Source organism: Mesorhizobium sp. P2_E7 (genome assembly GCF_056403855.1).
In genome coordinates, this window is sequence record NZ_JBFUER010000001.1 from 391,299 (window position 1) to 415,034 (window position 23,736).

Here is a 23,736-nt window from a genome sequence, read left to right on the forward strand (position 1 = left end):
TGGCGTCTTACGATTCCCGAAGAGATGTACAAGGACCTTATGGCGCATCTTTTCCAGGCCGATGGCGACGAACACGGCGCAATAATTCTCGCCGGTATTTGCGAGTCCGACCGTGGCTTGCGACTCGTGGCACGAGAGTTGCATCTTGCAATTGACGGCAAAGACTACGTGCCCGGTAAGCATGGCTACCGTATGCTTAAGGCTGAGTTCATTCAAAGTCGGATTTTGCGCGCACGTGACATGAAGCTTGCCTACCTCGCCATCCATAATCACGGCGGAACGACGTCAGTTGGTTTCTCTTCCGACGATATGTCTTCGCATGAGCGCGGTTATCCGGCGCTGCTTGACATCTCTCGGGGCATGCCAGTGGGCGCGCTTGTCTTTGCGCGCAATGCAGTAGCTGGAGATTTGTGGTTCGCCGGCCGTAAGCGAGCACAACTCGCAAACGCAATAGTTGTCGGCAACAATCGTTCCGAAATTTATCCAATGCCACAACGCATGACCCGGCGTATCGGGGAATATGACCGGCAGAGCAGGCTGTTCGGAGACGCAGGTCAGGCCATTCTTGGCAGCGCAAGGGTCGGCATCGTCGGACTTGGCGGCGCGGGCTCGATCCTGGCGGAACTGCTTGGCCGTCTTGGCGTTGGGGAGTTTATCCTCGCAGATCCCGATAAGGCGGAAGCTACAAACCTGCCTCGGCTCATCGCAGCATTTCGTTCCGACGCGACGCCTCCAACATGGTTGCCGAGGCGCATCCGTGAATATTTCCGACGCTACAAGGTCGACATGGCGGCGCGCAATATCAAGCGGGCTAATCCGAAAGCCAAAATCAGCGCCTTACCACGAGACTTCCTTGATGCTGATATTGCAGCCAAGTTTACAGATTGTGACTATCTGTTCTTGGCTGCGGACACGATGAGCGCTCGTCTACTGTTTAATGCCATTGTCAACCAGTACGGCATTCCTGGCGTGCAGGTTGGCGCAAAAATTCCGATAAGCGAAACCGGAAAAGTGGGGGACGTGTTTTGCGTATCCCGTGCTGTGCGGCCCGGCCATGGTTGCTTGTGGTGCAATGGCCTCATCAATCCTGCGCGACTTCAGGATGAAGCTGTGCCGGACGCCGTCAAAAAAGGCTATGCCTATGTGGATGATGCGCAGGTTGCCGCGCCGAGCGTGGTGACAATGAACGCGATCGCTTGCGCTCACGCAGCGGACGACTTCCTCTTCCACATGACTGATCTCAAGAACGACAATGCAGAAATTGGATGGTTTCGGTGGAACTCGCGTAAAGGCACCGCCAGTTACGATATGCCGCGCAAGGGCCCGGAATGCCTGGAGTGTTCAGGTACGGAGTCAAGCCGCCTTGGCCGTGGTGATAACCATCCGCTCCCCGTGCGCCACGTTAATGGGTGAAACGCTTCTCGCGGCATTCATAGAGGCCGTCGTTCTGTATGACGTTAACTTTCTCACTAGTATCGACGACGTTGCGACTAATCAGGATGCCGGGCAGATGTAGTGCGAGAAGGCCGTCCGCGTCTTTGCCGGTTGAGGTCGCATCAAGAATGCTATGGCCATACATGCGCCGCATGCCGGGTGATGCCTGATTGTAGGAATCTACCGTCGAGATCTCTGTAATCCAATTGAAGTGGGGGAGATGCAAACGCATGAGCAAATCTTTAAGGTCGTTCGACGCGGTGCCTTGTGCGATGTGGTTGCGATAGCCTGCGGCAGAGGTCAGGTAGGTTCGAAGTACGATTCTTTTTTTGTTGTGTGCTTCGATGAGTTCATCGAGCAAACGGTCATTGATCGGTGCATTATGGGCGGCAAGCTTAGCTCGGATATTTTTCATGTCTGACATCGCGGCATTAAAACGCCCAAGGGCTGTTCGCTCGGCGGCGCGCGCCGTTGAGAATGCACGCATTGGCATAAGCGCAACCGCGAATACGGCATGTTTTTCAACATTCAGGTTAATCTCGGTCGTGCCGTTCAGACGATGGCGAATGATCTGTTTCGGGTCAAAACCGAATTGCTTGATGCGGGAAGTGCTAGGCAACAACATATATGGTCCAGCTTGATCATCGTGAACTATATATGCAGGAATATAGTCAGAGAGTTGATTTGTGGGCGATTTCTTTGTAGTGAACACCCTACCTATGACAGTAACTGCATGGCCTAGTGAATCTCCTTCTTGGAGGCCAAGGATAACCGGCAATCCAGACTCGACGTAAGGAAGGATAGCTGCGCTGATTTCTTTGCCTCTACCTTCAACGCAAAGCGGTTGAAATCCCATCTCATGGATCGCTCGGATCATGCGCTCTGAGGTCAGGAAGTCAGAACCCGCAGGTAGCGACGTCGCTTCCTCCGAAGTCGTAGGTGCTGCAAGTCTCGTGATGTCTGCCACTGAGAGCCAGTTGTATTTGTGACGCTGATGCATATGACGCGCGCCAGTCCAGATTGCGACTTGTGCGCAAGCGCCAACACGCGAGTCCTGCTGCATGAAATACGTGCCAACAACGTCTAGTTCAGCCCCGAGTAGATTAGCTCGAGCATTGGCGCGGCACGTGACGACTGCCTCAAGATTTTTCCCAGCCGGTCCGTCGCCGCGCAGAATGGTGCGCCCGATCGGAGCGTTGGGTAGCGGGCGTACGACGCTAAAGCCGAGATAGCTACGCTTGCTTGTGGCTTGCAAGGCGTAGGTACGCTCAGTCCAAGTCGGTTGGCTTAGAATGGTTTGAATATTTTCGGCAAAAAAATGCACTCGCGTGCAATGGCGTTCGTAAGTTCTGAAGGTTTGGGCATAAAACCGACGATAGTCTGAAGAGTAGTCGCGGTCGATATATCTAGACTCTATAAGATAGGACCTTGCCCCGATTGTCATTAGGTGGCGTATGATACTCCGAACGACTCGCTGACTGCCGCCTAGATGCTCTGCGAGCGCCTTCCAGTCGGTTTCATTCTCCAGCTGTCCTATCAGGTAGTCGACGGTCATCGGCAATTTGCTTGAACGACGAGGAAAATAGGCGGGAATTCTAGAAGAGTATCAAATTGTAGTACAGCTATCGAAGTGCAAATTTCTTCGTGGCCTGTGCGGCCTTAATAGCCTCTTCCTGTAATTGATCTATCTCAATGAGTGTTTTCTCATCGGTCCTTAGCGTAAAGCCAATATCGTGAGCACTCATTTCGATGCGCTCCGACGTTTTCGGAACGGACCAAGGCCTGCTTGTCGGTTTTTCCGTCATGAAGGGCTTTTTACGTGATGTTGTCTATGAGGCCTGCGAGCACCACTCATCAGGCATGCGGCTGGCACCGTCATTTACGAATCCATTGAGATATTATAGACCATCTCGTCAATTAAACCAAGAGATCAAACTGTCGATTTCGGTGTACAAGATGAAGATGGTGACTGGTTCCGCCTTTGTTCGCAGCATAACATGCCTGTAACAGCACCGTGAAGTAGTAGAACTTGGAATGCTTAATTTTGCCCTTGATTGGCAAAGCTGGCTTAGGCGCTCTGTCCTTGCCTGACCGCATCGAATAGCAGCTGCGCAGACCGGCGCCCCCGGGTTGCCCGTCCTGCCTCTCTGCCGCCCCCTTCTACCTCAAACGCGAGCCCTTCGGAGCAATTGCCGCCTCATGGTCGTAAAGGCGTTGTCGCCGGAGAGGGCGTCCGCGTCGGCGCTTCTGTGGGTGGCTCTAGGTCGGTTTGCCGCGGGTGTCGCTTCGTTGCCAACCGCGGGTTTCTACGCGCTGGATGGAGATCAGTTTCACTCCGCAACCGGTGCGAACGGCATGCTCCGCTAGGCGCGCCAGAACGCGGGCGGCCTCACGGCGTGGTCGTGAACCCGCACTGCTTCTGTTCCATCTCGATCTGCTTGGTGATGCGGATGGCGTTCTGGGCGTAGGCTTCCGTCACGGTGCCGCTGTTGACGGTCTTGTCCTTCAGCGGGCTGACAGCTGCGCAGAGGTGGAAGACATGCTCCGTGTCGGACTTGGCGGCGCCGTTCTCCGGCGCGATCCAGTACACGATATCCTGGCCGTTGGGGTGTGCCGCGTCCTTCGTCGCATCGGCCACCGTGGTGGAGTCGGTGGCGATCGCCTGCGCCTGGGCGGCGACTTCGGGCGAACAGGCTGTGGTCGGCTGCCCCGCCTTGATCTGCGCCGCGCAGGCGTTCATGTCCTGCGTGTACTGCTCGACCGACGGGGGCTGGTAACTGACCCCGATCAGCGTCGCAACCACGGCCAGCACAGCGCCGATGCCGCCGGCAATCTTCTTGCTCTTCGGGTCCATGTTCTTGTCGTTGAGGATCAAGAGAACCAGCGGCAGGAAGGCAATCAGCGTGATGATCGCGCCGAGCTGGTTCTGGACGAAGAACCGGAATGTGTCGGATTCGCGGGCCGGGTCCTTCCTGTTGGCCGCCTTCCAGAGCAAGCTGCCGGCGATGGCGAAAATCGCGATCCCGACCAGGATGCCGATCAAAAGCGGCAGGTTGCCCTGGTCGAACTTGTGCTTGTAGAGCAAGACGATCCCGGCGATCTCGCCGCCAATGGCGATGATCCACGACAGCACGGCGAAAAGCCTAAGGCGCGTGGCGCCGGACTTCTGGCCCTGCGATGCTTGCCAATCCTTGGTAACGTCTACGGTCGGCTTGTTGTTGTCGGCCATGACCAGGTCCCCCGGTTTCGACACGTTTGCAGGGCGGCGTCATCGAACAGGCGCCCGGCGCAGCGTCATTGATCGAACGTCGCCTGCCTCAGCGCGAAAGCGCCACGGCAGACCGTATCCCAATCCTTATTGCGCATGAGGAGATTCGTCCATAGCCACGGGGGCAGGGGCGGCGATGGTAGCGTTCCACGCGCTCGATGGGTCGCCCGGCAGCCGGCAGGGCAAACGCATATGGGTTTTTGTGAAGAGGACCCCCACCCTAACCCTCCCCACAAGGGGGAGGGAACGCTGCCGCATGCCGCCTTTTTGGGGTCGAACCTAGGCGATTTCAGGAGATCAGCACCGACCAGGTCTCCCTCCCCCCCTGTGGGGAGGGATTAAGGGTGGGGGTACGTGCCGGGCAAACCTTCGGGTCGCAGGGCGCCGCTCGGATGCGATTGCCCTGCGGCAGCCGCACCGCCGCCATTCACCCCGGAAAGATCGTAAACCCGCCGTCGACGCGGATGACCTGGCCGTTGATGAAGCGCGCGCGTGGGCCGGCGAGGAAGGCCACCGCCTCGGCGATCTCTTCCGGCTCGGCATAGCGGTTCAGCGATTTCCGGCTCGAATCCATGCGCTCCGGATCGACCACGCGGGTCGCCTGGAAGCGTGCCGTCTTGGTGGCGCCCGGGCTGACCGCATTGATGCGCACGCCGTCGTCGATCAGTTCCTTGGCGAGGCAGCGCGTGTAATGCACCACCGCGGCCTTCAAGGTGGAGTAGACGACCTCGGGCGAGCAGCCGAGATGTGCCGCCGCCGACGCGATGTTGATGACGGAGCCGCCGCCGCGCCGCTTCATCGGCGGCACGAAGGCCTGGCACACCAGCATCGCGCCGATCAGATTGTTTTCGGTGAGCACGCGTATGTCAGCCAGGTCGATGTCGAGGGCGTTGTTGGGGTTCGGCTTGCCGCCCTTGGCGCCGATGTCGCCGCCGGCGCAATTGACCAGCACATGCACATCGCCGAGATCGGCCTCGATCTTGCGCTTCATCTCGGCCACCGCCTTCTGGTCGCCAATGTTGCCGGTCACCGAGGTGACCTTCGTGCCATGCCGCTTCAGCCGCTCGACCACCTCGCCGAGATTGGCGAACTCGCCATATTTGGCCGGCGCTGTCTCATCCATGTCGTGGATCGCGACATTGGCGCCGAGTTCCGCCAGGCGCTCGGCCATCACGCGGCCGAGGCCACGGCCGGAGCCGGTGACGAAGGCGGTCAATCCATCGAGTTCACGTGCCGTCATCAGATCTTCTCCATCAAACCAAGGTTGCGCATGTTGGCGGCGCTGCGCCGGATCATGTCGAGCTCATAGGAAACCAGTGAAACGTCGTCCTCGCGCTCCCAGGGGGTGCGGGTGTCGGCATCGTCGGGCAGCCGGTTGCGCTGCGCTGCCGCCAAACAGGCGGCAAATTCGCGCGCAGACTTCTGCGGATAGCCGTGCCACCAGTCGTCGCTGAGAAAGCGCACATGCCGCGCCTCCAAAGCGCCCGGTTCGAGAACGGCGGTCATGCGATCATGGTGCTGGCCAAGAATTGCAAACAGCTCGGCAAACGGCACCGCGCCATCGCCGATGGCGCAACGGATCAGCCGGTAGCCTTCGCCCGTGAACTGCACGCGGTAGTCCTTGAGGTGGACATGGCGGACATAAGGGGCGATCCGCCGCGCAAAATCGAGCGGCGCTTCGCCGACCGGGAATGTGTTGCCGGTGTCGAAGGTGACGCCGACACCTTGGCCGCCAAGCGCACAGAAATCGACGAGCTCCTGGCTGGTGAAATCCTGGTGGTTTTCGATGGCGAGGACATAGCCTTCGGCAGACGCGCGGGCACCCCACTCCACCAATCGCTCCCGAATGATGCCGGCGTACTCGCCCCATGTCTCGCCGGCAGCGTTGCGGTCGCCACACAGAACCGGCGTCAGCGCCGTCCGGATGATCTTGGCCCTGAGCAGGCGTGCGGCCCGAAATGCGTCGTCCAGCGGTCCGCCCACCAGTAGGCCGCCGCTAACGATCGGGGTGATGCCAAGGCCGGCGAGCCTTTCCCGCAGCGCGATCACCGCGTCGTCGGAAAGCTCGCTCAGCCATGGTACCCAGATCTCCAGCACCTTCGCGCCGAGTTCGGTTGCCAGTGATATGAACCCTTCGAGCCCCGCCGGCCTTGGATTGGCGCGTGGCGTGCCACGGCCCTGCAGGCCGAGATGATAGGTCAGGCCGTAGGGGTTCAGGCCGACCTCGAGCATGAAGCGATCCTTTGGCTGGGTCATCGCAGGCCGGCATCCACGGTGATCGATTGCTTGGTGATCATGCGGCTGTCGTCGGCGGCGAGGAACAGCACCGTGCGCGCAATCTCGTCGCCGAGCAGAACCCTAGGGATCATCTGGCGCTGCACGACCTGGTCGACTGCACCTTGAGTCTTGAACCAGAGCTGCCGTTGCCGGTCGGTGATGACGGCACCAGGCTCGATTGCGTTGACGCGGATGTTGTCGGGGCCAAACGCCTGCGCCAGCGCGAAGGTCAGCCCGACCACAGCAGCCTTGGCCGCCGCATAGGGCGCCATCTCGGCTGCGCCGAAACGCCAGGCGATCGAGGAGAAATTGACGATCGACCCGAAGCCCAACGCCTTCATGTGCGGATGCACGGCCTGGGCGGCAAAGAAGTGGTGCCTGAGGTTCACGTCTTGGGCGTGGTCCCAGGTCGCCTGCGTTATGTCGGCGACCCGGTGGCGATGGTCGTCGGCGGCGTTGTTGACCAGCACCGCGACCGGTCCGAGGCGGTCGCGCACCGTGCCGATCGCAGCCTGGAGGGCAGGGATATCGGTCACGTCGCAGCGCAAGAAGAGTGGCGCGTGCGCTGCCGTGGCGGCGAGTTCGCGCGCGAGTTCCTCGCCGGCCTCCTGTTGCAGGTCGAAAAACGCGACGCGTGCGCCATTGGCGGCGAAGGCGCGGACCGTGTCGGCGCCGATGCCCGAAGCGCCGCCGGTGATCAGCACGACACGCTCAGTCAGGCTCGGATAGATGGCGAAAGACAAGGCAGAACTCTTTCAGATCAGGCGTTGGGTCGTCGGGTCGAACAGGCAGGCACGCGCCATGTCGATGCCGAGCGTCACCGTCTCACCCATTCCCGGCGTGCCGTCGGGGTCGAAGCGACCGGTGATCTCCTTGCCGCCCAGGCGCAGAACGGCCATGGTCTCCGCACCCGTCGGCTCGACCAGTTCGACCACGGCATCGATTTGCGCGATGCCTGGCTTGCGGCGCGCAAGATCGGGATCGAACCGGTAGATGTGCTCCGGCCGGATGCCGAGTATGAGCTGTCGCGGCGTATCGGATGGCAGGGTCTGGACGATCGGCAGGCTGGCTGTCTTGCCGTCGGCGGTCTGCAAGGCGACAGCGGGGCGGCCGCCTTCCTGGCTCAGTTCGGCCGGCAGAAAATTCATCGCCGGCGAACCCATGAAGCCGGCGACGAACATGTTGGCCGGACGGTTGTAGATCGTGGCCGGCTCATCGAACTGCTGGACCTCGCCCTGATGCATCACGGCGATGCGCGATGCCAGCGTCATCGCCTCGACCTGGTCGTGGGTGACGTAGACCGTCGTCTTGCCGACGCGGTGATGCAGCTTCTTGATTTCGGTTCGCATGTCGACGCGCAGCTTGGCGTCGAGATTGGAAAGCGGCTCGTCGAACAGGAACAGTTTGGGATCACGCACCAGCGCCCGGCCCATCGCGACGCGCTGGCGCTGGCCGCCTGAGAGCTGTCCGGGCTTACGCCCAAGCAGCGGCTCTATCTGCAGGAAGGCGGCAACTCGCTTGACGGCCTCGTCCTGCTGCGGCTTCGGCACGCGGCGGCTTTCCATGCCGAAGGTGATGTTCTCGCGCACCGTCATCGTCGGGTAGAGCGCGTAGGACTGGAACACCATGGCGATGTCGCGGTCCTTCGGCGCAACCGAATTGACCAGCCTTCCGTCTATGCGGATTTCGCCGGAGGTAACGGATTCCAGCCCGGCGATCATCGCCAGCAGGGTGGACTTGCCGCAGCCGGACGGTCCGACCAGCGCGATGAACTCGCCGTTCTGCGCCTCGAGATCGATGCCCTTCAGCACCTCGACCGCGCCGAAGTTCTTGCGCAGGGATCGGATGGTCAATGTCGACATGCGATGCCCTTCTTCCGGGACAGGACGATCGGCGACATGGGGCAGGCTCCGCTCACTTGATTGCGCCTCATTTGATTGCGGCTCACTTGATCGCACCCTGGGTCAGGCCGCGGACGAAATACTTGCCGCCGAAGAGATAGATCAGCAGCGGCGGCAGCGCGCCGATCAGCACGGCGGCGCTCATGACATCGTAGGCGCGGACATTCGTGCCGCTTGCCGTCAGCGCGACGAGCGCGGCGGTGATCGGCTGTTGCTGCCCGGAGGTGAAGACGACACCGAACAGATATTCGTTCCAGATGCCGGTGAACTGCCAGATCACCGTGACGATCAGGATCGGGGAGGAGAGCGGCAGAATGATCTTGCGGAAGATGCGCCAGAAGCCGGCGCCGTCGATGCGCGCCGCCTTGATGAGGTCGTCGGGGATGCTGACGTAGTAGTTGCGGCAAAACAGGGTGGTGAACGAAATGCCCTGGATGACGTGGATGAGGACGAGCCCGTAGACCGAATTGCTGAGCCCCAGATTGCCGAGGATGAACGCCCACGGCATCAACGAAATCTGGCCCGGAATAAAGACGCCGAGCAGCATGCAGGTAAACAGCGCTTCCGAACCCCTGAAACGCCATTTCGACAGGGTGTAACCGTTCATCGCGCCGACCGCCGTCGAGATGATCGTCGCCGGGATCGTCATTTTCAAAGAGTTGTAGAAATTGCGCTGCATGCCCTCGCAGGTGCCGCCGATGCAATAGGTGCTCCAGGCCTGGCCCCAGGCTTCGAGGCGGAAGCTGCGTGGCAGCGAGATCAACCCGTTGCGCGCGATCTCTTGCTGATCGCGAAATGAATTCAGCACCACGACCAGCAACGGGATCAGGTAGATCGCCGCGAAGATGACCAGCAGTCCATAGATGACGAAGCGGGTGAGGAAATGCCGGCGCGCCGCAACCGTGGCGGCGCGACGATCGAGCGACTGGTCGAGTGAGACGTCAGCCATGGCCGGCTTCCTTGCGCCGTCGCCAGACCACCCAGAACGAATAGGGCACCAGCACCACGGCCAGAGCGGCAAGCATCATGATGGCGGCGGCTGCCCCTTCGCCGATCTGGCCGCGCTGGAACATCAGGTCATAGACGTAGATGGCGGGGAAGGTGGTCGAGATTCCCGGGCCGCCTTTGGTGAGGGCGGCCACGAGGTCGAAGGTCTTGATGGCGAACTGGATCTGGATGACGGCGACCGCCAGGAAGATCGGCGCAATCGTTGGCAGAAGCACTTTGCGATAGATGCGGAAGGTCGATGCGCCGTCGATCTGCGCCGCCTTGACGAGGTCCTGATCCACCGAGCGCAGACCGGCGAGGAACAGCGCCATGGCAAAGCCCGAGGCCTGCCAGACGCCGGTGATGATCACTGCGTAGATCGCATAGTGCCGGTCGCTGGCGAGTGCGAAACTGAAGCTTGTCCAGCCGAAACCACGCACCAGCGCCTGGATGCCGTCGACCGGGTTGTAGAGCCAGCTCCAGACCGTGCCGGTGACGATGAAGGAGACGGCCAGCGGATAGAGGAAGATCGTGCGCCAGGCCGCTTCGCCGCGCACGCGCTGGTCGATCAGGATCGCCAGCAGCAGTCCCACCGCCATCGAGCCGACGATGTAGAAACCGCTGAACAAAAACAGATTGTTGTAGGCGATGTTCCAGCGCCGGTTCGCCCACAGCGACGCGTAGTTGTCCAGGCCGACGAAGCCGTAGGTCGGCAGCAGCGAGGAGTTCGAGAGCGAGATGTAGAGCGTCCAGCCGGTGAAGACGAAGACGTAGACGAAGCTCGCCACCAGCGAGGGGCCGAGCACCAGCAAGGGCACCGCGGAGCCCAGCCGCTCCCGCCAGGGGCGGGCAGGGGCCGGGGCCGACAGGATCAGGTCGTGATTTGACATTCAGAGCACTGGACTGGCAGGGCGCGGGACTGGGATGGCGGATGGCCGGGTGCGATAGTCATTGCGCCCGGCCGTTCCCCGTCTATTTCTGTGCTTCTGCCGCGTCGGCCATCGCATTGGCGCCATCCTCGGCCGACATGTCGGGCGTCGCCACGAACTCGGTGATGGAGTCCATGATCGCGCCGCGCATCTTCTGCGGGATGGTCATGTTGTGCGCCATCGAGCGGACCAGCGTGCCATCCTTGATCGACGCCTGCAGATCCTTCTGCGAGAGTTGCTGGCACGGATTGAAGCCCTTCGACAGATCGATATCCAGGCGTGCCGGGATCGAGCCCTTGGCCTGGTTGAACACCGTCTGGAAATCGGCCGACAGGATGAGGCTGGCCAGCAGCTTCTGGCCGTCGATGTAATCCTGGTCCTTCTGCTTGAAGAACACCACCGAGTCCGAGTTGAGGATGAAGCCGGGCTTGCCCCAATCGGTCGGCGCCTGGGCGCAGACATAGTCGGTGCCTTCCTCGAAGCCGGCGGCGGTCAAAAGGCCGATCGTCCAGTCACCCATGATGTGGAACGCCGCGTCGCCCTTGCCGACGAGCGCCGACATCGAATCCCAGTCGCGGCCGACCATGCCCGGATCCATGTACTTGCTGGTCATCAGGCGCATCTGCTCGAAGGCCTTGACCATCCCCGGGCTGCGCATGGCTTCGACATCGCCCTGGACGAAGGCCTTGCGATAGAGATCGATGTCCTGGCCGTAGAGCACGACCTCGAACACCGTCGAATCCGTCCAGTCGGCGGTCGAATGCGAGATGCAGATCTTGCCTGAGGCGACGATCTTGTCGCAGGCCGCATTGAACTCGGCCCAGGTCTTGGGCATTTCCGTCACGCCAGCGGCCTGCATGACCTTCGGCGACGCCCAGAGCCAGTTGATACGGTGGATGTTCATGGGCGCGGCGACCCATTTGCCGGTCGGCTTCATCACCGGCAGCAATTCCGGCGCCACCACCTTTTCCCAGCCTTCCGAGGCCGCCAGCTCGTCGAGATCGGCGGTCATGCCGGTCTCGTTCCACTCGGCGATTTCGGGGCCTTTGAGCTGCACGGCGGGCGGCGCATTGCCGGCGATCACGTCGGCACGCAGTTTGGCCAGCGTGTTGGCCGTGTGACCGGCGATCGAGGTCTGTTCCCATTTGCCGCCCTTGGCGGTGAACATCTCGCCGAGCTTGGCGATCGCCTGGGCGTCCGACCCGGTCGACCATTGGTGCAAAAGGTTCGTCTTGGGCTCGGCCAAGGCTGCCCCGGCGACAAAGGTGCACGCAGCAGCAGCGACCGCAAAGGCGGTCATGACGGATTTCATGGTTTCACTCCCATATGTGGTTGCACGGTTCGTATCGACCGCTTAGGCCGCGGTTTGAAGCCGCCGCCGGCGAGATGCGTTAATCTCGAGTTCTTTCCAAGATGACATATTGGAGCTATCAGTCAACGATGTTTATGTTGGTCCATGACAAAACCTTCGCTTAGAACCTGGCTGATCGACAGGCCGTCCGCCTCGCCGGAGAGCATGATCGTGCGCTGCCTGAGCGAGCGCGGTGCACTCTCCGCGTTGCAGATCACGCGCGCCACCGGTCTGGCGCGCTCGACGGTCTCGACCGCGCTCAATGGCTTGAAAAAGTCAGGTATGGTGATCGAAGCCACGACGAGCAGCGATGGCATCAAAGCTATAGGCAGGCCGGCAGCGGCGGTGACGCTCAATCCGACAGCGGGCACCTGCGTCGGAATTCACCTGGCTCTTCACGAGATCCGGCTCATCGTCGCCGATGTCTCACATTCCGTCATTGCTGAACAAACTATTCCCATGGCCTTGGACTACCAGCCGCAACAGGCTGCCCAGGCGGTCAAATCGGCAATTGCCCAGTCTTACAAGGAAAACGGTCTGCCGGTGGCGGGGCTCCTGGGGGTTGGGGTCTCCGTCTCCGGCCCTGTCAGTCGCGACGGGATGGTGCTGCGCGCGAGCATGGTTCCAACCTGGGCCGGCGTCAACATCCGGGATGTGTTTGGACCCGTGCTGGAACAGCCGATCTTCGCCGACAATGAGAGCAACTGCGCGGCCATTGCGGAGCTGATGTGGGGTGCGGCCGTCGGCCGTGACGATTTCGTGCTGTTCAAGATCGATCTGGGGGTCGGTGGCGCCATTGTCCAGAATGGCCGGCTGGTGACGGGCATCGCAGGCGGCGCCGGCGAATTCGGCCACATCAGCATCGATCCCGGCGGCGATCTCTGCCGCTGCGGCAATCGCGGCTGCCTGGAGCTCTACGCGAGTTTTACCCGGCCGCTGGAACAGATTTCGCGTGTCGTCGGACGACAAGTCACCATGGACGATGTCATCGCCATGGCCGAACAGGGAGACGTCAGGGCGTTGCGGATGATCGAGGATACCGCCGAGATCGCCGGCCGCGGTCTCGGCCTGATCGGCTCGGTGCTCAATCCGCCGCTTATCATCATCGGCGGCCACATGGCCTTGGCCGGCGACATTCTGTTGACTCCGCTGATCGCCTCCTACGAACGCCACACCCTCATCAAGTCCCGCGACATCGCCCCGGCGCTGCGCACGCGCATCATCATCGGCAAGCACACCGAGAACGACGCCTTGCTGGGCGCGGTCGGCCTCGTGCTGCGACACCAGACGAAGGAACTGTCGTTGGGGTGAGCGTCAGCGTCAACCACACCTATCCACGCCGTTGAGCGCCTCGGCGCGAGACGATTTGGGCAGGTCCGCTATCCGCCGAACAGAGGCGTAAAACCTTGGATAATCGCCCGAACACAAGTCGAACAAGCGAAGAAAGGCCGGAACCTGTTCACCGTAGACCGCCGTTGCGGCGAGCTTTGCGTTGTTGATCGGGGCATTGAACCAGGCGTCGTATCCCCGGTATCCGGCCCAGTCTTTGTCGCGCATCTGCCGGTAGCGCACGCGCAGCCTGTCGATCGTGGCGGCTTTGGCAGCCGCCATCTGCTCCGGGGGACGGGGACTTGCATAGACCTGCCGTAACTCGTCGCGCGTTTTCGACACCAGTCCGAGAAAATCGGCGTTGCGCTTGCGATCGGCTTCGTAGCGGCGCAATCCGGCCCGATCGCCGGCGGCGCGGAGCCACTTCCTGACGCCGCTGGTTTCGACGGCAACGGCGAAAGCCTCGTTGAATGCGGAATCGCCGTCCACATAAAGGCGCTGATGCGCCAATTCATGAAAGACAAGGCTTGCCAGATAGGTGTCGTCCTGACGCAGCATGGTGCTTAGCAGCGGGTCGCTGGACCAGCCCAGCGTGGAATAGGCGGTGACGCCCGAGACATAGACGTCCAGCCCCTGCTTATGAAGCTCGACGGCGCTCTCGGTCGCCGACTTCCGGGAGAAGTAACCCCGGTACGGAACGCAGCCGAAGACCGGAAAGCACCATGTTATGGGCGCGAGCGAGAATTGCGGCGCTGCAAAAACGGCAAAGGTCACGGCGTCGCGATGAATGTCGACATAGCTGCGGTAGCTGCTGTTGTCGGGCAGCGCGAGTTCGTCGGTCGCAAACTGTCTTATGGCGCTCGCCGACGTCAGCCTGGCGCGCAAGGCCTCGGGCGTCGCAGGATCATGGATGAGTTTCCCGACATTCCTGCGCGCCGCCATGATCTGCGCGTGACCCTCCAGTGACTGCGCGTAGTAGGAAATGCTTGTGCAGCCGGTCACCCCGGACGCCATGATCGCCGCGGCAAGCATCCGAAGAACGCGCTTCACAGTTTGCCCACCCTTGCTCGTCGCCCCATGCAGCGATGTCTCCCCGTTCTCAAACAGGCGCACCGATTTTCGTCAAGAGCAGCGCGGCAGCAGGTCGGACTTTCGACTTTGGCTGGTTGGCAATGCGGCCATTCGCCCAGGATGGGAGGTTCACCGCGGTATCGGCGAAGCCCCGAATCTGTGTTAAGCCGCCGCTCGACCAACCAAAGGACGACAGCTGTGAGCGAACCCACCGTGGCCCAGGCGACCGAGAGCATTTATGCCTCGTTGCGGGCGGACAATGCCGACATCGACGCCCATATCGCGACGCTCAAGGCGGCGCTGGCTCGAGAAGGGGCAAAACAGGCGGTGTTCGATCCGGCCAAGTTGGCGCAGAACAACCGCCAGGGCCGCAAGTTGATGCAGGCATATTTTCGCCAGCGCGGCGTGAGCGTGAGCTTTTCGGACCAGTAGAGCGGCGCGCGTCGACTAGCTGCCGGCCATAGCCCAGACCGGAAACGCCCGCAGTATTGCCTTGTGTTTGGTGGAGCGCTCTCTATCGAATAATATTGAGCGCAATATTGCAGTTGCCGCCGCCGCCATTTGAAATGGCCTGGCCCCAAACGTCCATTGCTGAATCAGTGCGCGGCAATCGGCTGCCTCACGAATCAACTTAAGTCAAGAGATACCGACTTGCGAGCCGGGTATTTTGCTGACATGCTCTGTTTTTTATGGGGTTTTGCACCTTGGCAGGTGCTCAAATGGAAGGGCAAAAGCATGGCAAAGGAAGCTACGAATACCGTTTCTTCAGAAAAGAAGGCGGACGCAAATCTGATAGGTAACGCAGAAGGAAACGGGCTGAACTTCATGGGAGTCCAGGCTCGCGAGAACGGCGCCCCCGGCGCCGGCGACGGCGTCGGCGTCGACAAGATACGTGACCTGCTGTTCGGCAACCAGATGCAGGACTATGACCGCCGTTTTTCCAAGCTTGAGGAGCGGGTCTTGCAGCGCTTCAAGGATGTCGAGTCCGAAGCCAAGCGCAATCTCGAAATGTACGAGTTGAACGCAAAGAAGCAGATCGATTCGCTTGCGGGGCAGTTGCGGAACGAAAAAGATTCGCGAGCCGACGCCGACAAGGAGATCGACCGGAATCTTCGCGAGCAAAACCAGGCACTTGAAAAGCAGGTGCGCGCGTTGTCGGATCAACTGAGCGAGCTTGAGCGCGACGTTTCGGACAGGATCAATCGGAACGATCATTCGCTGCGTGAGGAAATCAAGCAGAAGAATGAAGGCGTTCAGATGCTGATCGAGAAGATGTTTGCCGATCTCAGCAACGTCAAGACCGACCGAAATCTTTTGGCCGGCCTGTTTGTCGAGGTTGCAAAAGCTCTCAATCAGGATCCCGTCGGGAGCAAGGGCAACTCGGACCGTAGCTGGAAAGCGAGTTGATGGGACCTTGACGTCAACCGTCGACCCATTCAACCTTCCGCAAAGAACAGCCTCGAACGATAAAGAGATTGATCGCGAGGCTCTGGCTCGTCTTTTGATCGAGATTGCCCGGAACGTTGATCCGGATTACCGTGCGCAGTTCGAGACGGTTCCAACCGCCGATCCGCGCATGGAAACGCTGCGGCAGTTGCTGGTCAGCCGCGAAATCTCCGAGCTTTCACGCGTCACGCATCTGCTCGACGAACCCGAGCAGCTTGCGGCGGCCGTGGGTGACGTTCTTCCCAGTGCTGCCGCACGAGCGTCTCATACGCAACTCGGCGAGGCCCTTGCGCCAGCCGTCGAAAGGGCTGTGCAACGGTCGATCCAGAAGAGCCCGCGCACGCTGACGGACATATTGTACCCGGTGTTTCTGCCGGCAATTCGCAAGTCGATCGGCGAAAAGATCGACCAGACCTTTCAGTCGCTGAATGAAACTCTAAGGCACATATTCACCTGGCACGGGCTCAAGTGGAGACTTGAAGCCTGGAGAACAGGGGCAAGCTTCTCGGAAGTTGTTCTCAAGCATTCCCTTGTCTACCGTGTAGAACATGCCTTCCTCATTCATCGCACTTCCGGTCTTTTGATAGCGCATGTAACGGCCGATAATGCGACGAGCGAAGATCCTCAGCTTATTTCTTCGATGCTCAGCGCGATTCAGGATTTTGTGAAGGACTCGTTTAACGAGAAAGAGCAGAGCGGCCTGGACACAATCCGTTTCGGCGAGCTTCGTCTCTGGTCGGAAGTTGGATCGTTTGCGACCCTGGTTTCGGTGATCCGGGGAAATCCGCCGGAGGAATTGCATGAAATCGTTCGCGATGTGTTGCTTCGCATCCATGAGCAATCCTCAGAGGCTTTAGAGCAGTTTGACGGCGACGGTTCGCAACTGGCCTCCGTAGAGGCGCAGTTGCAGACCTGCGTCGAGCTCAAGCAGGAGGAATCAAACGAGGGATTTCCGTGGCTGGTGGCGGGCGTTGCCCTGTTGCTCTTGAGTCTGGCAGGCGGTTGGTACTTTCTTTCCTGGCAATCAGCGCAGCGCTGGCAGGCTTACGTGTCGCGCTGGCAGGCTTACGTGTCGCGAGTGGAGGCGCAGCCGGGTATCATCGTTGCCGAACAGCAGGTACGCGATGGCCAGTTCTATATTGCAGGCCTGAGGGACCCGCTTGCCGTCGACCCGCAGTCGCTGTTGTCAGGCACGGGAGTCGATCCGGCCGGGGTTCATTCGCAATGGCAATTCTATCAGAGCCTTGAGCCGGAGTTCGTGCTGAAGCGGCTGACGGCGTCGCTGACTCCTCCGGATTCGGTGCGACTTTCGATCGTCAACGACCGCATCGTTGCCGAGGGTGAGGCTCCCGACACCTGGATCAGTCGGGCGCGCGCGGCGGCCCAGCAGCTTTCGGCAGGCGGGCCGGTCTTCGACATCTCGGGGGTTCGTGACGTAAGCCCCGAAGTGCGCGCGGCGGAGCGCTGGCAGACCTATGTGTCGCGACTGGAGACCCAGCCGGGCATCATCGTTGCAGACCAAAAGATACGCGACGGCCAATTCTATATCGCCGGCCTGCGAGACCCGCTTGGTGTCGATCCGCAGTCGCTGTTGTCGGGAACAGAGGTCGATCCCGCCCGGGTTCATGCGCAGTGGCAATTCTATGAGAGCCTTGAGCCGGAGTTCGTGTTGAAGCGGCTGACGGCGTCGCTGTATCCGCCAGATACAGTCCGGCTTTCGATCGTCGACAATCGCATCGTTGCCGAAGGTGAGGCTCCCGACACCTGGATAGACCGGGCGCGCGCCGCGGCCCGACAGCTTTCGGCAGGCGGGCCGGAATTCGACATCTCCAAGGTTCGTGATGTGAGCCCCGAAGCACGCGCGGCAGAGCACTGGCAGTATTATGTGTCGCGACTTGAGGCCCAACCGGGAATCATCGTCGCCCAACAAACGGCGAGGGGTGGACAGTTCTACATTTCCGGCCTGAGAGACCCGCTTGCCGCCGACCCGCAAGCTCTGCTGTCCGGAACGGAGGTTGATCCTGCCCGTGTTCATTCACAGTGGCAATTCTATCAGAGCCTTGATCCGAAGTTCGTGGTCAAGCGGCTGACGGCGTCGCTGAACCCACCGAAAACGGTTCAGCTTTCGATCATCCAGGGTCGCATCGTTGTCGTGGGCGAGGCACCTGCCGGCTGGATCAACCGGGCGCAGGCCGCCGCCGAACAACTTTCGGCGGACGGAGTGGTTCTGGATGTCTCGCAGCTCACTGAGCTGAACCTTGCAGAACTCAATTATTTGCGAGAGGCCATCCAGGCGACCAATGTCTTCTTCCCGTCCGGCAAAGTTGTGCCGGGACCGGAGCAGGCGCCGGTTCTCGACAGGTTGGCGGAACAAATCAAGGAATTCGCCGACAATGCCCGCAAATCAGGCGTAACAGCGCGGTTCATGTTGACTGGGCATTCGGACGCCACTGGTCGTGAGACGGCCAACGCGTCGATCAGCACCGCCCGCGCCGAGGCAGTTCGTGCGCTTCTCAACAAGCGCGGCGTCGTTCCGGAACTGCTGCTGGTCCGGGGCGCCGGCACCTTTGAGCCGCTGGTGCCTGAAAATGAAAATAGTCAAGCCGGGAGCTCCACCAATCGCCGGGTTTCGATTACTGTAAACCTGGACTAGCGGAGCCCGAAATGTTGCAAAAAAAGATCTGCATGCTGGGCGGCTTCGCTGTCGGGAAGACGAGCCTGGTTCGCAGGTTTGTGCAAAGCATCTTTTCAGAAACCTACCTGACCACGGTGGGCGTGAAAATCGACAAGAAGAGTGTCGAACTCCCGGGCAAAACCGTGGATCTGATCTTGTGGGATCTGGCCGGCGAAGACGATATCGGCTCATTCCGCGTCAGCTATGTCCGAGGTGCAACCGGGCTCGTGCTCGTCGTCGATGGAACCCGCGCCGCAACCCTTGCCGTGGCGCTCACGCTGCGCGAACGGGTCGAGGCCGAATTCGGCGCTATGCCGTTTATATTGCTGATCAACAAATCCGATCTGGCCGATCGGTGGGCAATATCGGATAGTGAGATTGACGAACTGAGGCAGCGTGGATGGCAAATCTATCTGACAAGTGCGCTCACGGGCGAGCATGTTGATGATGCGTTTCATCAGCTTGCCTTGATGGTCACAAAATAGACCATGCATGGATTGCCAAAAGAGGTCAGAAGTTGGATTTTCAACTTCTTCTCCAATGGGCACTCTGTCGCATATGTGAAAATCGACGCCCAGCTTTGCGTGGCTGCCAAGGGCGGCAATGTCGAACATCACGGACTCTCGTCGCTCCGCATCGGCGAGCCTGTTGCCGAGCAGCTTGAGTTCATGGAAGGTTTGCTGCCTTGCCCGGAGCTGCCGTTTCATATTCCCATGGTCGAACTGCCCAGCGGGCGTGTCGCGGATCTTCATTTTTTTGCTGACGATGCCTGCGTGTGGCTGCTCTTCCTAGACGCCAGTGTCGAACGCGCCAACAGGCAGCGGCTTCAGCAGAAGGCTTATGAAATGACGCTCCTGCAAGAGAGGGAGCGTCAACTCAACGAGAAACTGCAAGCGGCGAACGAGGCGTTGAGGAAGAGCCAGGAGGGATTGGCGCGTGAATACCAGCGCGCCGAAGCCCTGCTCCTCAACATTCTTCCGGCGTCGATCGCGGAGCGCCTGAAGGCGCACAAGAAAATTGCTGACAACCACGCAGAGGTCAGTGTGCTTTTTGCCGACATCGTCGGTTTTACGGAACGGGCGCGGACCGTCGGTGCCGTGACGACGCTCGCCATCTTGAATTACTTCTTCAAGGCGGCGGATCGGCTCGCGGAACGACATGGCTGCGAAAAGATCAAGACAATCGGCGATTGTGTGATGGTGGTCGCTGGCCTGCCCACCGCGCGATCCGATCATGCAAAAGCCCTCGCGCAATATGCCGTTGAGCTGCGCAAGGCGGTCAAGCGCGAACGCTTCGCTGGAGAGCCGATACGGCTGAGAATTGGAATTCACTCGGGCCCGATCGTCGCCGGCGTCATAGGCAAGAGGCGGTTCGCTTATGACCTGTGGGGCGAGACCGTTAATCTCGCTTCACGTATTCAAACGTCCGCGGAGCCCGATGAAATCCGCATTTCGGATGCAACGCACCAACTGCTCGGACCAAAATTTGTTTGCGACCCACTCGGGGAAACGGAATTGCGTGGTGCGGGTCGTGTGCAAATGTGGCGGCTCCCGGCCTGATCTTGCCGCTTGGCAGTGACGACCCTGGAGTGCATTGCGTCTCAAGCCAGCCAGCCCGACCGCGCCGTCCGCCGGCATCTGCCCCGATAAGTCCAACGCAGCTTGTATGATTCCAGGCTAATATATGCTACCGCTACGTCATGCGCGGACTGCTGGCACTTGGTATGCTGGTATTGGCGGCTACGACTGCAGCCGCAGGTGAGCCGTTGTTCGACTCCATCGCCGCCGGCGACAAGGGTGCCGTCGAGCAAGCCCTGGCAGGCGGTGCCAACGTCGACAGCCGGGCACGCGACCAGGCAACCCTCCTCATCGCTGCAGCGCTCGACAACCAGCCCGAAATCGCCGAATTCCTGTTGGGCAAGGGTGCCGACGTCATGGCGCGTAACTCGGGCGGCTTTACCCCGCTTCATGCGGCGGCCTTCTCGGGCAGCCTGCCAATCGCCAAGCTGCTGCTGGAAAAAGGCGCGGTGCTCGACGATGCCGCCAACAAGGCGGGCGCTACGCCGTTGTTGGTGGCCGGCGAGGAAAACCACCTTGAACTGGCCGAATTTCTTATCGCGAAAGGTGCGGATGTGAACCATCCCGAGGGTCATGGCTACATGCCGACAACGCGCGCATTCTGGAAGGGCAACACGGAAATCTTACGACTGTTCAAACGCCATGGTGGTACCTGCCAAGCCAAAATCCTTGGCGAGGCGAACGCGGCGAAGTGCGCAGAAATCCACGATTAACGGAGGATGCAGATGAGCACGATGATGAAGTCACGACTGGTTCGGAATTTGGGGGCGGCCGCCCTGGTCGCGGTAGCTGCGGTCGCCGGCGCAGGATCGGCCTGGGCCGACGATTCGGTAAACACCGGCTATTTCGGCGGTGTGGCGATCATGGGCTACGACACGGTCGCTTACTTCACTGACGGCAAGGCCGTGAAGGGCTCGGAAGAATTCACTTATGAATGGCTGGGGACACCCTGGCATTTCGCCAGCAAGAAACACCAGGAAATGTTCATGAGCGAACCGGTCAAGTACGCTCCTCAATATGGCGGGTACTGCGCCGGCGAAGTCGTGGGCGGAGGGGTGACTATCAATGTCGATCCGGAAGCATTCAAGATTATCGATGGCAAGCTCTACCTGATCTACGATGTCGGCAATGCGGACAGTTTCGCCGCGCATGCAGCTGAAGAAATACCGAAAGCCGATGCCAACTGGCCGAAGGTCGCGGCCAATTTGGAACTCGACAAGTATCACTGAGACCAGGTTCGCCTACTGGACGACCGTGAAGTGAAACACCTTGCTTGTATTGGCATAGGAGTAGCCTTTGCCGGCTTCGTCATTGCGTCTGTAGACGGGACCGCAGTCGGGGCGCCCGAACAGGTTCTCGCTCTGCTCGCACAGGAGATCGCCATCGACGTAGACGGTCTCGGTGACCAGCCGCGTCGTCGTGCGGAAGGCTGCCTTGCCGTCGCTCCCGATCTGAAGGAAGGCTGGTTGCAGACCGGGTTCGATCTGGCCTTGCAATGTATGGCCAAGAACGAGGGACGCGATCTCAGCACCCTTCAACTGGTCGTGCTCGTCCGGGGTAAAGCCATAGCGCCATTGGGGTAGGCCTGCCTGGCGCAGTGCGTTGACGAGGATCGCCAGATCCTGCGGGTTCCGGAAATGTGCATGAGTCATCTGCCACCCAGCCAAAGAGTCCACGTAGCTGGACCCTGCTACGAGGTGGAGCCCAGCTGCGATTTCGGCTTTCGCATCCGGCAGACGGCCGCCGCGGACATACGCCGCAGCGAGTGTAAACCGAAAGTTGCCAACCGTGGACGCATCGTCGCGGGTGCGTTCGAGAGTCTCGATCGCTTTATCGACATTCCCCTGAAGAAGAAAAACCAGCCCTGCAGTTTCCCTGTTGATGGGTGAAAGGTTGGGGTCGAGTCTGAGCGCTGTCTCGACCGCTGCGGCTGCCTCGGCATAATTGCCGGCGCATAACTGAACATATCCAAGGGCTGCTTGCGCCTCTGCATCGCCCGGACCGATTGAAACAGCCTTCTTGGCAGAGGCAATCGCATCTTCGTAGCGGCGATTCACGACTTGCATGATACCGAGAATTGCATAGGGCGATGAAAGGTCCGGTTCGAGTTCCAAAGCTCGGCTCGCCTTCTCATAGGCTCGCTTGCGCGCGGGCGCGCTCTGCATGATGTCGTTGAAGGCCTCGCGCCAGATATAGACTGTCGTGCGCGCGTCGGCCGCAAAGGCTTCCGCGAACGCTGGGTCGAGCCCCTCCGCCTTTTCATAGAGCGCAAGCGCCTCCCGCAGCCCGGCCAGCAGGACGTTGCGTGACGCCGTCTCGGCTTGGAGATAGTAGTCGTAGGCCTCGAGATTGTTCGTCGGCGGGCGTGCCATGCGCTCGCTTTCCGCTGCCGAAGGTTGCATGCCAAGCGCTTTGGCGATCTCCCCGCTCATCTCTTCCTGGACGGCAAACACGCCAGCCATGCCGCGGTCGAACCGGTTGGCCCACAGATTGTCGCCCGTTGCCGTATCGATAAGCTGGGCGTTGAGGCGGATCTGCTCGCCGGTGCGGCGGACGCTGCCCTCGACAACGTAGCGGACGCCAAGGTCGCGCGCGACATCGGCCAGCGCTGCAGGCTTGTTCTTGTAGGCGAACACCGAGTTGCGCGCGATGACGTCCAGACCGGAAAGCTTGGTGAGGTCGGTGATCAGATCCTCGGTGATGCCGTCCACAAAATAGTCCTGGCTCGGATCACCCCCGAGGTTTGTAAACGGCAGCACGGCAACCGATGGTCGGTCGGCCAGGGAAGATGTCCCCGATTGCCACGCAAACAATCCTGCAAGGAGCACGACGAGCAGGACCGCGATTCCTGCCATCCCGATCGCCCGGGGGGATACCGGCCGGCGAACCGCCACCTTGATTTTCCCTGCGGCTGCAGGATCCAGCAGCAGCCGATAGGCGCGAACGGGGTCGGCGATGTTCTTGAGGCGCTGCTCGCCAAGACTGGCAAAGCCGACGTCAACCTTGTGGACGGCATGATCGAATGCGGTTCCGGAGATGCAGACTCCGCCTGGCTCGGCCATAGCCTCCAGTCGTGCGGCGATGTTGACGCCATCGCCGTAGATGTCATTTTCCTCGACGATGACGTCGCCGAGATTGACGCCGATGCGAAACCGGATCTGCCGGGCATCCGCGGTGCCATTGTTGCGATCGGCCATCCGGCGTTGGATCATGGCAGCGCACTGGACCGCATCGACGACGCTGGCGAACTCGACCAGCGCGCCGTCGCCCATGAGCTTGATAATGCGCCCGTGGAACTCCTTGATTGCAGGGTCGACCAGTTCGCGACGGCAACTTTTCAACCGCTCGAGCGTGCCGACCTCGTCCTCGCCCATGAGGCGGCTGTAGCCAACCACATCGGCAGCAAGGATTGCGGTGAGCCGTCGCTCCATACCTGCCAGCGCCCTCCCGTCCGATCACGCGGCTTCGTTGCAGCCTATTCCAGTCCCGGGT

The 23,736-nt window shown here is 60.5% G+C and carries 20 protein-coding genes; 9 read left to right on the top strand and 11 right to left on the bottom strand.

What is annotated here, in order from left to right; all coding sequences use genetic code 11:
* Positions 1-24: 24 nt before the first annotated feature.
* Positions 25-1,413 carry a ThiF family adenylyltransferase gene (locus AC1DYC_RS01965; RefSeq protein WP_477403512.1) on the top strand — a complete coding sequence of 463 codons (1,389 nt, stop codon included), beginning with the start codon at positions 25-27 and terminating at the stop codon, positions 1,411-1,413.
* Here the strand turns inward: AC1DYC_RS01965 and AC1DYC_RS01970 are convergent.
* From AC1DYC_RS01970 to AC1DYC_RS02010, 9 genes are all read right to left on the bottom strand, one after another.
* Positions 1,403-2,989 carry a hypothetical protein gene (locus AC1DYC_RS01970; RefSeq protein WP_477403514.1) on the bottom strand — a complete coding sequence of 529 codons (1,587 nt, stop codon included), beginning with the start codon at positions 2,987-2,989 and terminating at the stop codon, positions 1,403-1,405. The genes AC1DYC_RS01965 and AC1DYC_RS01970 overlap by 11 nt on opposite strands.
* An 834-nt stretch (positions 2,990-3,823) precedes the next feature.
* On the bottom strand, positions 3,824-4,663 hold the full coding sequence (locus AC1DYC_RS01975; RefSeq protein WP_477403516.1) for a hypothetical protein: 840 nt from the start codon (positions 4,661-4,663) through the stop codon (positions 3,824-3,826).
* A gap of 466 nt (positions 4,664-5,129) precedes the next feature.
* Positions 5,130-5,942: an SDR family NAD(P)-dependent oxidoreductase gene (locus AC1DYC_RS01980; protein ID WP_477403518.1), complete on the bottom strand. Its 813-nt coding sequence runs from the start codon at positions 5,940-5,942 to the stop codon at positions 5,130-5,132.
* Complete coding sequence (locus AC1DYC_RS01985) at positions 5,942-6,958, bottom strand: sugar phosphate isomerase/epimerase family protein (protein WP_477403520.1); 1,017 nt, start codon at positions 6,956-6,958, stop codon at positions 5,942-5,944. The genes AC1DYC_RS01980 and AC1DYC_RS01985 overlap by 1 nt, the downstream gene beginning before the upstream one ends.
* Positions 6,955-7,722, bottom strand: a complete 768-nt coding sequence (locus AC1DYC_RS01990; protein WP_477403522.1) for an SDR family NAD(P)-dependent oxidoreductase — start codon at positions 7,720-7,722, stop codon at positions 6,955-6,957. The genes AC1DYC_RS01985 and AC1DYC_RS01990 overlap by 4 nt, the downstream gene beginning before the upstream one ends.
* A gap of 12 nt (positions 7,723-7,734) precedes the next feature.
* Positions 7,735-8,841 carry an ABC transporter ATP-binding protein gene (locus AC1DYC_RS01995; RefSeq protein ID WP_477403524.1) on the bottom strand — a complete coding sequence of 369 codons (1,107 nt, stop codon included), beginning with the start codon at positions 8,839-8,841 and terminating at the stop codon, positions 7,735-7,737.
* A gap of 82 nt (positions 8,842-8,923) precedes the next feature.
* Entirely contained in the window at positions 8,924-9,829 is a 906-nt protein-coding gene (locus tag AC1DYC_RS02000; RefSeq protein ID WP_477403526.1) for a carbohydrate ABC transporter permease, read from the bottom strand.
* A complete protein-coding gene (locus AC1DYC_RS02005; RefSeq protein WP_477403528.1) occupies positions 9,822-10,757 on the bottom strand; it encodes a carbohydrate ABC transporter permease in 936 nt (311 codons plus the stop codon). Before AC1DYC_RS02005 ends, AC1DYC_RS02000 begins: the two co-directional genes overlap by 8 nt.
* An 82-nt stretch (positions 10,758-10,839) precedes the next feature.
* Positions 10,840-12,108, bottom strand: a complete 1,269-nt coding sequence (locus tag AC1DYC_RS02010; protein WP_477403530.1) for an ABC transporter substrate-binding protein — start codon at positions 12,106-12,108, stop codon at positions 10,840-10,842.
* Positions 12,109-12,312: 204 nt separating this feature from the next.
* On the opposite strand from AC1DYC_RS02010, the gene AC1DYC_RS02015 reads away from it, so the two are divergent.
* Positions 12,313-13,458 (top strand): ROK family transcriptional regulator, encoded by a 1,146-nt coding sequence (locus AC1DYC_RS02015; RefSeq protein WP_477282052.1) that lies wholly within the window; start codon positions 12,313-12,315, stop codon positions 13,456-13,458.
* 9 nt (positions 13,459-13,467) lie between these two features.
* On the opposite strand, the gene AC1DYC_RS02020 is transcribed toward AC1DYC_RS02015, so the two are convergent.
* Positions 13,468-14,508 carry an aminopeptidase gene (locus tag AC1DYC_RS02020; protein ID WP_477408127.1) on the bottom strand — a complete coding sequence of 347 codons (1,041 nt, stop codon included), beginning with the start codon at positions 14,506-14,508 and terminating at the stop codon, positions 13,468-13,470.
* A 237-nt stretch (positions 14,509-14,745) separates the two neighbouring features.
* Here AC1DYC_RS02020 and AC1DYC_RS02025 point away from each other — a divergent pair, with 237 nt between their 5' ends.
* The 7 genes from AC1DYC_RS02025 to AC1DYC_RS02055 all read left to right on the top strand — a co-directional run bounded on the left by AC1DYC_RS02025 (position 14,746) and on the right by AC1DYC_RS02055 (position 21,473).
* The gene (locus tag AC1DYC_RS02025) at positions 14,746-14,979 is read left to right on the top strand and encodes a hypothetical protein (RefSeq protein WP_477402352.1); all 234 of its coding nucleotides are present in this window, start codon (positions 14,746-14,748) and stop codon (positions 14,977-14,979) included.
* A 303-nt stretch (positions 14,980-15,282) separates the two neighbouring features.
* On the top strand, positions 15,283-15,954 hold the full coding sequence (locus AC1DYC_RS02030) for a hypothetical protein (RefSeq protein WP_477403532.1): 672 nt from the start codon (positions 15,283-15,285) through the stop codon (positions 15,952-15,954).
* Positions 15,955-15,961: 7 nt separating this feature from the next.
* Positions 15,962-18,646, top strand: a complete 2,685-nt coding sequence (locus tag AC1DYC_RS02035) for an OmpA family protein (RefSeq protein WP_477403534.1) — start codon at positions 15,962-15,964, stop codon at positions 18,644-18,646.
* A gap of 11 nt (positions 18,647-18,657) precedes the next feature.
* Positions 18,658-19,152 carry a Rab family GTPase gene (locus AC1DYC_RS02040; RefSeq protein ID WP_112561831.1) on the top strand — a complete coding sequence of 165 codons (495 nt, stop codon included), beginning with the start codon at positions 18,658-18,660 and terminating at the stop codon, positions 19,150-19,152.
* A 3-nt stretch (positions 19,153-19,155) separates the two neighbouring features.
* A complete protein-coding gene (locus AC1DYC_RS02045; RefSeq protein ID WP_477403536.1) occupies positions 19,156-20,226 on the top strand; it encodes an adenylate/guanylate cyclase domain-containing protein in 1,071 nt (356 codons plus the stop codon).
* 140 nt (positions 20,227-20,366) lie between these two features.
* Positions 20,367-20,957, top strand: a complete 591-nt coding sequence (locus AC1DYC_RS02050) for an ankyrin repeat domain-containing protein (RefSeq protein WP_477403538.1) — start codon at positions 20,367-20,369, stop codon at positions 20,955-20,957.
* Positions 20,958-20,969: 12 nt separating this feature from the next.
* Entirely contained in the window at positions 20,970-21,473 is a 504-nt protein-coding gene (locus AC1DYC_RS02055; RefSeq protein WP_477403540.1) for a YHS domain-containing (seleno)protein, read from the top strand.
* 12 nt (positions 21,474-21,485) lie between these two features.
* Here AC1DYC_RS02055 and AC1DYC_RS02060 read toward each other — a convergent pair whose 3' ends face one another.
* A complete protein-coding gene (locus AC1DYC_RS02060) occupies positions 21,486-23,675 on the bottom strand; it encodes an adenylate/guanylate cyclase domain-containing protein (RefSeq protein ID WP_477403542.1) in 2,190 nt (729 codons plus the stop codon).
* Positions 23,676-23,736 lie beyond the last annotated feature (61 nt).